Source organism: Salibaculum halophilum (assembly GCF_002094885.1).
Classification (GTDB): Bacteria; Pseudomonadota; Alphaproteobacteria; order Rhodobacterales; family Rhodobacteraceae; genus Salibaculum; species Salibaculum halophilum.
Map to the genome: position 1 here is coordinate 60,339 of NZ_MSIT01000007.1, position 13,770 is coordinate 74,108.

14 protein-coding genes are annotated in these 13,770 nt (G+C 65.6%); 7 read left to right on the forward strand and 7 right to left on the reverse strand.

Annotation, left to right across the window (positions count from 1 at the left end):
- The first annotated feature begins 26 nt into the window (after positions 1 to 26).
- From pncA to BU124_RS14550, 4 genes are all read left to right on the forward strand, one after another.
- Entirely contained in the window at positions 27 to 620 is a 594-nt protein-coding gene (gene pncA / locus BU124_RS05905) for a bifunctional nicotinamidase/pyrazinamidase (RefSeq protein WP_084861630.1), read from the forward strand.
- A 22-nt stretch (positions 621 to 642) separates the two neighbouring features.
- Entirely contained in the window at positions 643 to 1,935 is a 1,293-nt protein-coding gene (gene pncB / locus BU124_RS05910; protein WP_084861632.1) for a nicotinate phosphoribosyltransferase, read from the forward strand.
- A 64-nt stretch (positions 1,936 to 1,999) separates the two neighbouring features.
- Complete coding sequence (locus tag BU124_RS05915) at positions 2,000 to 2,878, forward strand: DUF4747 family protein (RefSeq protein WP_084861634.1); 879 nt, start codon at positions 2,000 to 2,002, stop codon at positions 2,876 to 2,878.
- Entirely contained in the window at positions 2,879 to 3,334 is a 456-nt protein-coding gene (locus BU124_RS14550; RefSeq protein WP_143529901.1) for a hypothetical protein, read from the forward strand.
- 217 nt (positions 3,335 to 3,551) lie between these two features.
- Here the strand turns inward: BU124_RS14550 and BU124_RS05920 are convergent, their stop codons facing one another.
- The 6 genes from BU124_RS05920 to BU124_RS05945 form a co-directional block, all read right to left on the reverse strand.
- Entirely contained in the window at positions 3,552 to 4,475 is a 924-nt protein-coding gene (locus BU124_RS05920; protein ID WP_084861635.1) for an L-lactate dehydrogenase, read from the reverse strand.
- Between the two features lie 22 nt (positions 4,476 to 4,497).
- On the reverse strand, positions 4,498 to 4,920 hold the full coding sequence (gene arfB / locus BU124_RS05925; protein WP_084861637.1) for an alternative ribosome rescue aminoacyl-tRNA hydrolase ArfB: 423 nt from the start codon (positions 4,918 to 4,920) through the stop codon (positions 4,498 to 4,500).
- Positions 4,921 to 5,244: 324 nt separating this feature from the next.
- Positions 5,245 to 5,889 carry a queuosine precursor transporter gene (locus BU124_RS05930; protein ID WP_084861638.1) on the reverse strand — a complete coding sequence of 215 codons (645 nt, stop codon included), beginning with the start codon at positions 5,887 to 5,889 and terminating at the stop codon, positions 5,245 to 5,247.
- 89 nt (positions 5,890 to 5,978) lie between these two features.
- Positions 5,979 to 6,905 carry a penicillin-insensitive murein endopeptidase gene (mepA, locus tag BU124_RS05935; RefSeq protein WP_084861640.1) on the reverse strand — a complete coding sequence of 309 codons (927 nt, stop codon included), beginning with the start codon at positions 6,903 to 6,905 and terminating at the stop codon, positions 5,979 to 5,981.
- Positions 6,875 to 8,269 (reverse strand): MFS transporter, encoded by a 1,395-nt coding sequence (locus BU124_RS05940; RefSeq protein WP_084861643.1) that lies wholly within the window; start codon positions 8,267 to 8,269, stop codon positions 6,875 to 6,877. The genes mepA and BU124_RS05940 overlap by 31 nt, the downstream gene beginning before the upstream one ends.
- Before the next feature lie 60 nt (positions 8,270 to 8,329).
- Entirely contained in the window at positions 8,330 to 8,866 is a 537-nt protein-coding gene (locus BU124_RS05945; protein WP_084861644.1) for an acyl-CoA thioesterase, read from the reverse strand.
- A gap of 122 nt (positions 8,867 to 8,988) precedes the next feature.
- On the opposite strand from BU124_RS05945, the gene BU124_RS05950 reads away from it, so the two are divergent.
- The 3 genes from BU124_RS05950 (at position 8,989) to yaaA (ending at position 12,203) form a co-directional block, all read left to right on the forward strand.
- Positions 8,989 to 9,255: a YggT family protein gene (locus tag BU124_RS05950; protein ID WP_084861647.1), complete on the forward strand. Its 267-nt coding sequence runs from the start codon at positions 8,989 to 8,991 to the stop codon at positions 9,253 to 9,255.
- A gap of 78 nt (positions 9,256 to 9,333) precedes the next feature.
- On the forward strand, positions 9,334 to 11,367 hold the full coding sequence (gene recQ, locus BU124_RS05955; RefSeq protein ID WP_084861649.1) for a DNA helicase RecQ: 2,034 nt from the start codon (positions 9,334 to 9,336) through the stop codon (positions 11,365 to 11,367).
- A 62-nt stretch (positions 11,368 to 11,429) separates the two neighbouring features.
- Positions 11,430 to 12,203: a peroxide stress protein YaaA gene (yaaA, locus tag BU124_RS05960; RefSeq protein ID WP_084861652.1), complete on the forward strand. Its 774-nt coding sequence runs from the start codon at positions 11,430 to 11,432 to the stop codon at positions 12,201 to 12,203.
- Here the strand turns inward: yaaA and BU124_RS05965 are convergent.
- Positions 12,200 to 13,378, reverse strand: coding sequence for an acetyl-CoA C-acyltransferase family protein (locus tag BU124_RS05965; protein WP_084861654.1), 1,179 nt, complete (start codon positions 13,376 to 13,378; stop codon positions 12,200 to 12,202). The two genes, yaaA and BU124_RS05965, sit on opposite strands and share 4 nt — an antisense overlap.
- Positions 13,379 to 13,770: the final 392 nt, after the last annotated feature.

Here is a 13,770-nt window from a genome sequence, read left to right on the forward strand (position 1 = left end):
GGGCGCACCAACAGGCGGAGGCTGACATGACCCATGCTCTTGTCGTGATCGACGTGCAGAACGACTTCTGCCCCGGCGGGGCCCTGGCCGTTGACGAGGGCGACCGGATCGTGCCCGGCATCAACGCGCTGATGGCCGATTTCGGCGCGGTGATCCTGACGCAGGACTGGCACCCGGCGGGGCATTCATCCTTCGCCTCCAGCCACGGGGCCGACCCGATGACCATGACGGAAATGCCCTACGGCCCGCAGGTGCTCTGGCCCGATCACTGCGTCCAGGGCACGCACGGTGCCGCCTTCCACGCGGACCTTGCCACCGACCGCGCCGACCTGATCATTCGCAAGGGGTTTAACCCGGCGCTCGACAGCTACTCGGCCTTCTTCGAGAACGACCACGCAACGCCCACGGGGCTGGAGGGCTACCTGCGCGCGCGCGGCATCGACACCCTCACCATGGTCGGGCTGGCCACGGATTTCTGCGTCAACTGGTCGGCGGTGGATGCCGCCAAGCTCGGGTTCACCGTCACCGTGCGCCGCGACCTCTGCCGCGCGATCGACCTGGACGGCTCCCTCGACGGGGCCCTTTCGGCCATGACGGACGCGGGCGTCACCCTGGCCTGAGCGCCGCCCCGAGGAGAGAGCCATGGTCGACATCGCCACCCGCGTCTGGAACCACAAGTGGAAGATCGACCCGATCGTCCGGTCCCTGATCGACACCGATTTCTACAAGCTGCTGATGTGTCAGTCGGTGTTCCGCAACAAGCCCGACACCCGGGTGACGTTCTCGCTCATCAACCGCAGCACCGACATCCGCCTGGCCGAGCTGATCGACGAGGGCGAGCTGCGCGAACAGCTCGACCATATCCGCTCGCTCTCGCTGACCCGCGGCGAAAGCACCTGGATGCGCGGCAACACCTTCTACGGCAAGCGCCAGATGTTCACGCCCGAATTCATGGACTGGTTCGAGGCGCTGCGCCTGCCGCCCTACACCCTCGAAAAACGCGACGGGCAGTACGAACTGACCTTCGAAGGCCCCTGGCCCGAGGTCATGCTCTGGGAAATTCCCGCGCTGGCCGTCCTGATGGAGCTGCGCAGCCGCGCCGTGCTGGGCGAGATGGGCCGCTTCGAGCTTCAGATCCTCTATGCCCGCGCCATGACCAAGCTGTGGGAAAAGATCGAGTACCTGCGCCCCATCGACGGCCTGCGCATCGCCGATTTCGGCACCCGGCGGCGGCATTCCTTCCTCTGGCAGGACTGGTGCGTGCGCGCCATGACCGAAGGGCTGGGCCGGGGCTTCATCGGCACGTCCAACTGCCTGATCGCCAAGAACCGCGACCTCGAGGCGATCGGCACCAACGCCCATGAACTGCCCATGATCTATGCCGCGCTGGCCGAGGATGACGCGGCCCTGGCCCGCGCACCCTACGCGGTGCTGTCGGACTGGCACGAGGAACACGACGGCAACCTGCGCATTATCCTGCCCGACACCTTTGGGACGCCGGGGTTTCTGGACAACGCGCCCGACTGGCTGGCGCGCTGGACCGGCATTCGCATCGACTCCGGCGACCCGGCTCGGGGCGCCGAGACCGCCATCGCCTGGTGGAAACGCCGCGGCGAGGACCCGCGCGAGAAACTGATCATCTTCTCCGACGGGCTGGACGCCGAGCGCATCGCCACCCTGCACCGCCAGTTCGCCGGGCGGGTCAAGGTGTCCTTCGGCTGGGGCACCATGCTGACCAACGATTTCAAGGGCCTGACCGCGGGCGACACGCTCGCCCCCTTCAGCCTGGTCTGCAAGGCGGTCGAGGCCAACGGGCAGCCCACCGTGAAACTCTCGGACAACCCCGAGAAGGCCATGGGGCCGGTTGACGAGATCGCCCGCTACAAGCGCGTGTTCGGGGTGGGGGAGCAGGAAAGGTTGGAGGTTGTGGTTTAGCATTCGACATAATCTTTAGATTGTGTTTTGCTAACCGTAGTTGTCGGATTTAGGAGGGACGTCCATGGCGCGCCCAGCAAAGCTAGAAGTAGCAGCGCTTAGCATCAGGATCCAGAATGATAAGCCGCGCGATTATACGGGCCTCATTCTGGATATTTGCGGGCTGAAAACTGGAATGCGGATCCATGGCGAAAAGTATCTTGCGCTTTCTAATTTTAATGAAGAGTCGGGGTTTGGCCGCCTCGCGAAATACTCCGAAATTGATGTAGACGGTGATTGGTTCGATATCGAAGCATTTGACGTTGCTGATCCTGAATCGGTTGAGGATGTAAGCATACCAGAAAAGTTACGACCGAACCTTGCGATATTCGAGTTTTTTCTTGATCGAGATAACCATTTGCTGATTTTTGAGACCTATGCAGATTCGAAAACGCTAAGCGCGAACTCCGTTGAAAAGTTTTTCAAGGCAATTCTCTCTAAGGAAGAAATTGAGAGCAAGTATGGAAAAGTTGAGGCTGATGTAGTCAAGAGCATTGATGAGGTCGACAAAATATTGAGCCTTCCAATGCTCAAGGAACTTACAGTATCGATCCGAAGGCCAAACTCTGATGGATTGCCCGAGGATGTTGCGGCAGATATAGAAGAGCGATTGGCAGAGCAGAATGGAGAAGAGTACGTAGAGGGCTTAAAGTCGCGAGATCATGATGGTTTGAAGCCGAATGAAAGAACTAAGAAATTGGCTTATGTAGCTTCGGAGAATGGCGATGTATCTGCGAAATCAGTAAAAAATGGGATCTCAGTTTGGCATGAAACAAAGGAGAAGCCTATGAAAGAAATGGACACATACTCGAAAGATGATACTCATACGACGACAGTTTTTCGCAGGCTGACTGAGAGAATTAGAGGGCGAATTCTCGCGGTTCGTAAGAGGATTACGGAATAAATGATAAGAGGTCTGAAACGGCTATACTCTGCATATGGAGGATTGAATGGCCTTATAAAATCTGGATACTTTTGGGTTTCTTTCGCCATCTGGCTTATTTGCGTCCCTTCTGGTCAAGCCTGGGAGTGGACTTCCGCTGCACAGTCGGTGTTACCGTCCCTCACTGGATTCTCGATCGCAGCGTTTGCTATTGTTTTTGCCGTTCTTACGCCCGAGCAGAAAATCGCCCTTCTTCGTATTAAGGATGAGAAAGACCCGCCATTGGTGAGGCTATTTTCCTCGATCACGCACGCGACTTTAGTTCAGGTAACAGCGATCGCAATAGCATTTATCAGTGGGATTGCAAGCGATGAAAAAATATTGGATATTACCGAGCGAGTTGGGTTGGCTGCTGAAGCCGCAATGGTTTTGGGTCACGCTAAAACTTTTTTTCAGTACTTGGGCTCTTTGCATTAATATACGGAGTTGTGCTTGTTGCTTCTGTTGCGCTTGCTGTTTTTCAACTTACCTTATCGATTTCTAAGAACACAAAATGAATTCAAGATATGATAGGTTTCATAGGTTTTTTTACCCTACGTATCCGGCCGCAACTGCTTAACCTCTCCTCGTTCCTTCGGCGCTTGATCCGTCGTTCCAGTGATCACCTCATGGGCCTCTCTTGGCCCACATCCTCTCAAATCTTCTCCACCATCCCCTTCAACACCTCCGCCGAGGCCCGGAGCCCCTCTGTCTCCGTCGCGTCCAGTTCGGGCCAGAGGGTTGCCGTCACGCCCGCGGCGCCCACGACGCGGGGCAGGGACAGGGCGACGTCTTGCACGCCCAGCACCTCGCCCGGCACGGACACCGACAGCACCGCCTGTTCGTCCCCGCCGATCGCGCGGCAGATGCGGGCGAGGCCCGCGCCGATGCCGTACCAGGTGGCGCCCTTGCCCTCGATGATCGTGTAGGCCGCCCGGCGCACGCCCGCGTCGATGTGGGCGCGCACGTCGCCGGTGATCGGCGCGCCCACCTGCGCGGCAAAGCTGGCCAGCGGTACCGACCCGGCCCGCGCCGCCGACCAGGCCAGCACCTCGGAATCCCCGTGTTCGCCCAGCACGTAGGCATGGACCGACCCCGGCGCGATTCCGAGGTGCCGCCCCAGCAGCCAGCGGAACCGCGCGGTATCGAGGATGGTGCCCGAGCCGATCACCCGCCCCGGCGCCAGCCCGGCGATGCGAGCGGTGATCTGGCCCATGATGTCCACCGGGTTCGAGGCCACCAGCAGGATCGCCTCGGGCGCCACGGCCAGGACCTGGCCGACCACCGCGCGGAAGACCTCGGCGTTGCGGCCCAGCAGTTGCAGCCGCGTCTCGCCCGGTTTCTGGCCCACCCCGCAGGCCAGGATCACCACGTCCGCGCCTTTCAGATCGTCGTAGTCCCCCGCGCGGACAATGGCAGAGCCGGCAAAGGGCACGGCATGGGCGATGTCCTCGGCCTCGGCCCGGGCGCGGCCGGTATCAAGGTCGATCAGGACGATCTCGCTCGCGATGCGCTGCATGACCAGCGCGAAGGCCGCCGATGACCCGACCATCCCCGCGCCCACGATTCCGACTTTCATGGCGTTGCCTTTCGCTGTTTTCCTAATCCTCGCGCACAGGACCGCGCAGGGCCTTGACCTCGCCGCGTTTCTTCTTGGCCTCGATGCGCTTGCGTTTCTGCGTGCGCGACACCCCGGTCGGGATGCGGCGCTTGGGCCGCTCCAGCGCCGTGCGGACCAGCCCGGCCAGCCGCTCGCGCGCGATCTCGCGGTTGCGGGCCTGGCTGCGCGTCTCGTCGCATTTGATCAGCACCGCGCCCTCGCCCGTCCAGCGGTGGCCCGCGATTCGCCGCAGCCGGGTCTTGACCGGGCCGGGCAGGTTGGGCGAGCGCGCCGCCTCGAAGCGCAGCTCGACGGCGGTGGCCACCTTGTTGACGTTCTGCCCGCCGGGGCCCGAGGACCGGACGAAGTGCTCGGTAAGTTCCCAATCGGCGATTTCGATCTGGTCGTTGATACGCAAGGCCATGCCCCGATGGTACAGGGACGGGCGTTCGGGTTGAACCCTGCACGGTCTGGCGAAATGCGGCATATCAAGATTAAAAGGGCCGCCCCGGCGATGGAACGGCCCTTCGAAAGTTCAGGAGGTGGGGTCGGTTAGACTGCTCTCACGCGTTGGTGATAACCGGCCCACCCGGATTTTCGTTCACCCAAGGGCTGCCTCAGATGTCAAACCTCCGAGCTGTCCCGACACCTCTCTCCAATCTCTTTCTAGACACTGGATCACCTCCTTTCGTTGTTTCGCCTGCATTGAGACAAACACAAGATCGGGGGATCGCCAAAGGAAAAATTACTACATTTGAGTGACGGGCCGCAGCAGCCGTCCGACGATCAGCCGGAAGGGGATCAGCGCGACCAGGGCGATGGCCAGCTTGACCCCCCAGTCGGCCACCGCCAAAGAGACCCAGAGCGGCGCCTCCGGCCCGCCCAGCAGGAAGGGGGCCGGCCCCTGTGCCCAGCCGATTTGCGCGTCGGCCGCCGCACCGAAGGACAGCGCCGCGCTGAAGGCGATGGTGAAGAACAGCGCCGTGTCGACCGCCGAGCCGATCACGGTCGAGGCCAGCGGCGCGCGCCACCAGGCCCCGTCCCGCAGGCGAGAAAATATCGCCACATCAAGCAGTTGCGCCACTAGGAACGCGCTGCCCGAGGCCACGGCGACGCGCAGCGGCACCGCCGCATAGGTGAACCCGTCACCCTGCAGCATGATCTGGCTGCCGATCATCGAGCAGAGAACTCCAGTCACGAAGCCGGCAAAAACGACTCGCCGCGCCGGGCCGGGGCCGTAGACGCGGTTCATGATGTCGGTGACGAGAAAGGCAAAGGGATAGGTGAAGGCCCCCCAAGTCAGAAGGCCATCGAGCAGCAGGAACTGCACGAGGATGTTCGAGGCCACGACGACGGCGGCCATGGCAAGGATGCCGGGAAGAAGACGGGTCATGCTCTGGTCCGTTTTTACAAGGTTGCGGAGACTTGGCCCTGCGCGACAGGGCGAACTGCACTTACGGACCCGGCTCGGGACTTGTCAACTCAGTTCGCGGCGACCGCGGCGCATTGCCCCGGCAGATCGGCCATCCGCAGCGGCCCGCGTGAGGGACGCGGCGTCGCCTCCGGGTCGGGCGGGGGCGGATCGAGGATGTTGTCCACCCATGTCTGCGCTGCCGCGCAGCCGTCGCCCGGCGGCGGCGGGGCCTGGTTCTTGCAGGCGTCATTCCCCTCGGGGCAGCGCAGGCGCACGTGGAAATGGTAGTGATGGCCCCACCAAGGGCGGATCTTGCGCAGCCAGGCGCGGTCGCCGGTTTCCCAGTCGCACATTGCCACCTTGGCCCCGGGAAAGACGAAGATGCGCGCCACGCGGTCGTCGCTGGCCGCCGCGCGCAGCAGGCGCATGTGTTCGTCGGTCCAGCGGTCATTGGTAAATGCCCCGCCGTCGCGGCGCATGGAAATCGAGCTGATGTTCTCGCGGTCCTGCGCCGTCAGGTCCAGCCGGTCAGGCGGCCGCATCCAGACGTCGGCGTCCAGCCCGGACTGGTGGCTGCGGTGGCCGGTCAGCATCGGCCCGCCGCGCGGCTGGCTCATGTCGCCGACATAGAGGCCCTGCCACCCGTGCAGGGTGGCGGCGAAGCGGCTCAGGTCCTTGACGTAGTCGATCGTCTCGGGCTGCGCCCAGTTGCGATTGCGGCTCAGGCGCATGGCTTGCCAGGTCGGCCCCGTCTCGGCGAGTTGCACCGCGCCGGCCTGGCAGCCCCGCGCGTATCCGCCAAGGGCCGCGCTGGGTTGGTCCGAGGCCGTGGGCAGGAACCCGAAAACCTGCTTGGCGACGCGGGTGTCATCGGCGTTCTGGGTCGAAACACTGGGCGCGTCGCCCCCGGCGTCGCGCTCGGTGCTGGCGTCCTGACAGGCCGCTGCGAGCGTCAGCGCCAGGATCAGGGCGCCGGTATGGAGTCGTTTGACCATTCGGCACGATCTCCTTCGGGTTCAACCCAGCGTAGCAGAACGAAGCCCGCCAGGAAAAGCCCGATGACGGGGGTGAAGCCCAGCCGCGCATCGCCGAACCACCAGGTGAAGAAGGCGATCAGCCCGGGCGCGAGGAAGGCGGTCGCCTTGCCCGACAGGGCGAACAGGCCGAAGGCCTCGGTCGGGCGTTCGGGGAGGGTGTGGCGCACCATCATCGAGCGGCTGGCCGAGTAGATGCCGCCGCCCGCGCCGCCGATGATCGATCCGCAGATGTAGAACAGCAGGTCCGGCACCGGGCTGCCCGGCGACAGCGGGATGCCGAGGACCTGTTCGCGCGTCATGCCGACGATGATGACGCAGACGACCATCAGCGTGACGATGCAGACATGGATCACGGGCCGCGGGCCGAACCTTCGATCCGCCCGCCCGGCGATCGAGGTCGAGACCGCGGCGGCGACCACGCCGATGATGCCGAAGGCCGCGATCTGCATCAGCCCCCAGTCGAGCACGAGCGCGGCGTATACACCGCCGAAGGCATAGAGCGCGGCCAGCGCATCGCGATACAACATCGAGGAAATCAGGAAGTTCAACAGGCTCCGGCGATGCACCACGCCGGCGAGGGATATCTTGAGGTCGCGCAGGGCCGCGGCCATGCCGCCCGCGCGGTTGGGGGCCGCATCCTCGCGCACGTACAGCCAGTAGGGTATCATGAAGATCAGGAACCAGACGGCGATGAAGGGGCCGACCGCGCGGGTTCCTTCGCGGTCCATGCCGTTCAACAGCCCGAACCCGGGCGATATCCCCAGCATGGTCTTGCCCTCGTTCAGCTCGAAGAAGAGCGGCAGAAAGATGAGCAGGGCCACGAAGCCGCCCCAGTATCCGATGGCCGCGCCATCGCCGGAAATGCGCCCGATCTCGTCGTGATCGCCCAACCCGGGCAGGATAGCGTTGGTAAAGACAAGCGCGTATTCGGCCGCCACGAAGGCGATGGAAAAGGCCACCAGGCAAAACATCGTCGCCGACCCGTCGGGCACCATGAACCACAGCAAGGCGGTGCAGACGACGAAGACCGCCGAAAAGGCGACAAGCCAGGGCAGACGCCGCCCCGTGCTGTCGGCATAGGCACCCAGAACGGGTGCGGTGAAGGCGATGAACAGCCCGGCCAGCGTCTGGCCCAGAGACCACAGCGATTGTGCCCGCGCGTCGGCGGCGCGTTCGGTCATGCCGCTGGTCAGAAAGAACTCGGCCGCGACCGTGGCGAAATAGGGGCCGAAGATGAAGGTCAGCCCCAGCGTGTAGAACGGCTGGGTCGCCCAGTCGAAGGCCATCCAGCCCCAGACGCGCTTTTGCAACACACTCGCCATGCCCGCACCTCTTGCCTGGGGCGATAAGACAGGCAACCGGCGGGCCTGGCAAGCCTAGTGTCAGCCCTGCATCGGGGGCCAGGGCCGGGTGTTGTCGGCCTCGGCCCAGGCGCGGACCCAATCGGGCAGGGCGGGCGACGGGCCGGTGTGCCCCAGCGCCTCGGCCACCCTGGCCGGGGCGACGATCCCGTCCGGCCCGGTCACGGCCATGCGGATCAGGCCATGGTTGGCGCAGGCCCCGTCGCTGCGCCACATGGCCTGTTCGAGGTAGAGAAACCTGTCGTCGAAGCCGACGCAGCGGGTGCGCTGGGTCAGCCTGTAGAAGGCATGCACCCGGCGGCGATAGCGCACCGAGGCCCCGGCCACGGCCATGCCCCATTTGCGGGGCTTCAGCAGGTCGATCATGCCGATGCGCCGCGCCATGGGCAGGCGGCCGAGGTCGAACAGCGTCAACGTGCGGCCATTGTTCAACTCGGCCCAGATATCGAGGTCCCAGGGCCAGCACAGATGGGTGCTTTCATGTGTGTCCCAAAGGCCCAGGGGCGGGGCCCTGCGGGCGCGCGACATCTGCCACGACATGCGAAGAAATGGATACATGGGGGGACTTACCCCGCACGGCCCCAAGGGCGTCAAGGCTTACGCGGCGTGATTTCGGCCAACTCGGGGATTGCCCCCGCGGGTGTCGCTGCCTACTTGTCGGTCAACGAAAGGACCGGACCATGAATGACCTCCAGCAGATCGCGCTCCTGCTCATTGGCGTGTTGCGCTTTTTCATCATCGTGCATTTCATCATGAGCTGGCTGATAAACTTTCAGGTGCTCAACATCCGCCAGCCCTTCGTCTATCAGGTCTGGTCCGGCCTGAACCGCCTGATGGAGCCGATCTATGCCCCGATCCGCAGCGTCCTGCCCCAGATGGGCGGGATCGACCTGTCGCCGCTGGTGGCGCTGATCGGGCTCGAGATCCTGCGCATCCTGATTATCTGACGCGCCGGGCCTTGCCCCCCGAATCGGGCTGTGGGATTTGTCCTGCATCGCCCCTTCGGCAACAGACAGGTCCCCTTCATGAGCGCCGCGACGCTGCTCCGTGACGTTTTCGGATTCGACGCTTTCCGGCCCGGACAGCAGGAAATCGTCGAGGCCGTGGCGGCGGGCCGCAATACCCTGGCGATCATGCCCACCGGAGGGGGCAAGTCGCTGTGCTTCCAGCTGCCCGCGCTGGTGCGCGACGGGGTAACAGTGGTGATCTCGCCGCTGATCGCGCTGATGCGCGACCAGGTCCGCGGGCTGCAGGAGGCCGGCGTCGCCGCCCATGCGCTGACCTCGGGCAACACCGAGGAAGAGACCGACGCCGCCTTTCGCGCGCTGCAGGACGGCAGTTGCAAGCTGCTCTACATGGCGCCGGAACGGCTGGCCTCGGGCGGTGCGCAGCGGATGCTGCGGCAGGCGGGCGTGCGCCTGATCGCGGTGGACGAGGCGCATTGCGTGTCCCAGTGGGGCCACGATTTCCGCCCCGATTACATGGCGATCGGTGACCTGCGCCGGGCGCTGGACGTGCCGCTGGCCGCCTTCACCGCCACCGCCGATGCCGAAACCCGGGCCGAGATCGTCGACAAGCTGTTCGACGGAACGCCGCCGCAGACTTTCCTGCGCGGTTTCGACCGGCCCAACATCCACCTGGCCTTCGCCGTCAAGGACCAGCCGCGCCGCCAGATCCTGACCTTTGCCGCCGCGCGCAAGGGGCAGTCGGGCATCGCCTATTGCGGCACGCGCGCCAAGACCGAAACGCTGGCCGCCGCCCTGCGCGAGGACGGCCACAAGGCCTGCCACTACCACGGCGGGATGGAGGCCGAGGACCGCCGGGCCATCGAGCGGCGCTTCCAGCAGGAGGACGGCTTGATCGTCTGCGCCACGGTCGCCTTCGGCATGGGCATCGACAAACCCGATATCCGCTGGGTCGCCCATGTGGATCTGCCCAAGTCGATCGAGGCTTATTACCAGGAGATCGGACGCGCCGGCCGTGACGGCGCCCCGGCCGAGACGCTGACCCTCTTCGGCCCGCAGGACATCAGCTTTCGCCGCGGCCAGATCGACGAGGGGCTGGCCCCGCCCGAACGCCGCGCCGCCGATCATGGCCGCCTGAACGCGCTGCTGGGCCTGGCCGAGGCGCTGACCTGCCGCCGCCAGGCCCTGCTGGGCTATTTCGGCGAAGAGGCCGCCCCCTGCGGCAATTGCGACCTTTGCGACAAGCCGGCCGAGGTTTTCGACGGCACGACACCGGTGCGCATGGCCCTGTCGGCCGCGCTGCGCACGGGCGAGAGTTTCGGCGCCGGTCACCTGATCGAGATCCTGCTGGGATCGGAGACCGACAAGATCCGCCAGCGCGGCCATGACCAGTTGCCGACCTTCGGGGTGGGCAAGGACTATTCGCGCCAGCAATGGCAGGCGATCTTCCGGCAGATGATGGGCCACGACCTGCTGCGCCCCGACCCCGAGCGCCACGGCGCCCTGCGCATGACCGAGCGCGCCCGCCCGATCCTGCGCGACGAGCAGCGCATCGAGTTGCGCCGCGACACCATCAAGACAGCCAAGCCCGGCCCCAAGGTCCGCGCCATGGTCAGCGACGAGGACGCGCCTCTGCTCTCCGCGCTCAAGGCCAAGCGCCGCGCGCTGGCCGAGGCGCAGGGCGTGCCCGCCTACATCATCTTCAACGACCGCACCCTGGTCGAGATGGCCGAAACCCGGCCCCGCACGCTGGACGACATGGCGCGGCTGTCGGGCATCGGCGCAAAGAAGCTGGACAGCTACGGCCAGGCCTTTCTGCAGGTCATCACCGGCGAGGCCGAGCAGATGCATCCCGCCCGCGCCAGGCTGGCCGGGCGCGACGAGGGCACGCTCTATGATCGCCTTCTGGAAGTGCAGGCCGATCTGGCGCGCGGCCCCGAGGGCACCGACAAGCCGATGACCTGTTCCGCCGCGCTGCTGGCCCGTGTCGCACGGCAGAAACCGCGCGACGCAACCGCCATGGCCCGCCTTCTGGGGGATCGCTACGCCGACCGTTTCGGCGCGGCCTTCCTCGATGTCATCGGCGGTGGTTGACGGGCTGGCCTTTCGCGCCGCGCGCCATATCCTTGTCCTACGTTCGCAAACGAGGTTTCCCGATGCTCACCGTCCTGTCCCCCGCCAAGGCCCTCGACATGGCGCCCGTGGGCCACACGCCGACCAGGCCGATCTTTCACGATGAGGCCAACCGCCTGGCCCGCACGGCGCGCAACCTGCCCAAGAAGGACCTCAAGGCGCTGATGGGCCTTTCGGATAATCTGGCCACGCTCAACCGCGACCGCTACCGCGATTTCCTTGATGAGCCGACCGAGGACGCGGTCAAACCGGCCGTCTTTGCCTTCAACGGCGACACCTACCAGGGGCTGGAGGCCAAGACCCTGTCCGAGGACGCGCTGCGCTACGCCCAGGAACATCTGCGCATCCTGTCGGGGCTCTACGGGCTGCTGCGCCCACTGGACGCGATCCAGGCGCACCGGCTGGAAATGGGCAGCCGCCTGAAAACGCGGCGGGGCAAAAACCTCTATGATTTCTGGGGCGACCGGATCGCCGACGCGCTGACCCGGCAGGCGCAGGACCAGGGCACCGACACCCTGATCAACTGCGCCAGCGTCGAGTATTTCACCGCCGCCGACCGGCCCGCGCTGGGCCTGCGGGTGGTTACGCCGGTCTTTCTGGAAAACCGCGATGGCAAGACGAAGACCGTCAGCTTTTACGCCAAGCGGGCGCGCGGCGCGATGGCGCGCTTCGTCATGGAGAACCGGATCGAGGACGCCGAGGGGCTGACCGGCTTCGACCTTGGCGGCTACCGCCATGACCCCGAGCTGAGCGCGCCGGACAAGCCCGCCTTCGTGCGGGACTGGCCCGAGGCCTAGAGCCGTTCGATCGCCAGCGCGATGCCCTGGCCGCCGCCGATGCACATGGTGATCAGGGCCTTGCGGCCGCCCGTGCGGTCGAGTTCGTGCAGCGCCTTGACGGTGAGGATCGCCCCCGTCGCGCCCACCGGGTGGCCCAGCGCGATGGCGCCGCCGTTGGGGTTCACCCTGGCAGGGTCGAGGCCCAATTCCCGTGACACCGCGAGCGCCTGCGCCGCGAAGGCCTCGTTCGACTCGATCACGTCGAAATCCTCGGCCCCCAGCCCGGTGCGGTCGAACAGCGCACGCACCGCCGGGACCGGGCCGATACCCATGACCTCGGGGCGGACCCCGGCGTGGGCATAGCCGAGGACGCGCGCGCGGGGGGTCAGCCCGGCCGACTCGGCCGCGCCGGCACGGGCCAGCACAAGCGCCGCGGCCCCGTCATTGATGCCGCTGGCATTTCCGGCCGTGACCGTGCCGTCCGCCTCGAAGGCCGGCCGCAATCCGGCAAGCCCTTCGGCCGTGGTGGGCTTGGGGTGCTCGTCGGTGTCGACCACCACCTCCTGCCGCTTGGATTTGACGGTGACGGGCGTGATCTGGCCCGTGAAATGCCCGGCGGCGATGGCGGCGGCCGCGCGCTTCTGGCTTTCCAGCGCAAGGGCATCCTGATCGGCGCGGCTGATCCCGTGGTCCCGCGCCACGTTTTCCGCCGTAACCCCCATGTGGCCGGTGCCGAAGGGGCAGTTCAGCGCCCCCAGCATCATGTCGAGGGACCGGACATCGCCCATCTTCGCGCCCCAGCGTTGATCGGGCATGATGAAGGGGCTGCGCGACATGACCTCGGCCCCGCCGGCCACCGCGAAATCCGCGTCGCCCAGCCTTAGGGCCTGCACCGCCGAAACGACGGCCTGCGCGCCCGACCCGCACAGCCGGTTCACGTTCATCGCCGGCACGGTTTCGGGGAGGCCCGCCCCCACGGCCGCCATGCGCGACAGGTACATGTCCCGCGGCTCGGTGTTGATGACATGGCCGAAGACCACATGCCCTACACGGTCCGCCGCCAGCCCGGCGCGGTCCAGTGCGGCGCGTGTCACCGACGCGCCCAGGTCGGTCGGCGGCACCCCGGCCAGCGCCCCGCCGAAGGTGCCGATGGCGGTACGGGTGCCCGACAGCAAAACGATATCGTCGGTCATGTGATCCTCCAGTCTTATACTGCCACGTTACCGCGCGACGGCCCCGTCCCAAACCCCTGACGTGGCGACGCCTGCTTCGAATTGACGGGGCGGCTGGCAAAATCTGCGCGCGAACCCTCGTGCCAAGTCGACGAGACGGGCGAATGACGACAGCCCGCGGATGGAATTCGTCCCGCCCTTTGGATGCGCGCAGGGTTCATCCGAGGCCCCGTTACCGAGAACTTAAAAGGTGCCGGTCAGGTGTTCCCGGCTGGGCCGGTTGCACCATTGCTCCGACAGAGTGCCCTTTCGGAATACCGGCGCGAAACCCGGGCATGTCCACGGGGGCGTTCCGGCTGGCTCTCGCCGCCGTCGCACCATCGCGCGTGGCGGGATGCCGCCCTCGGCCGGGA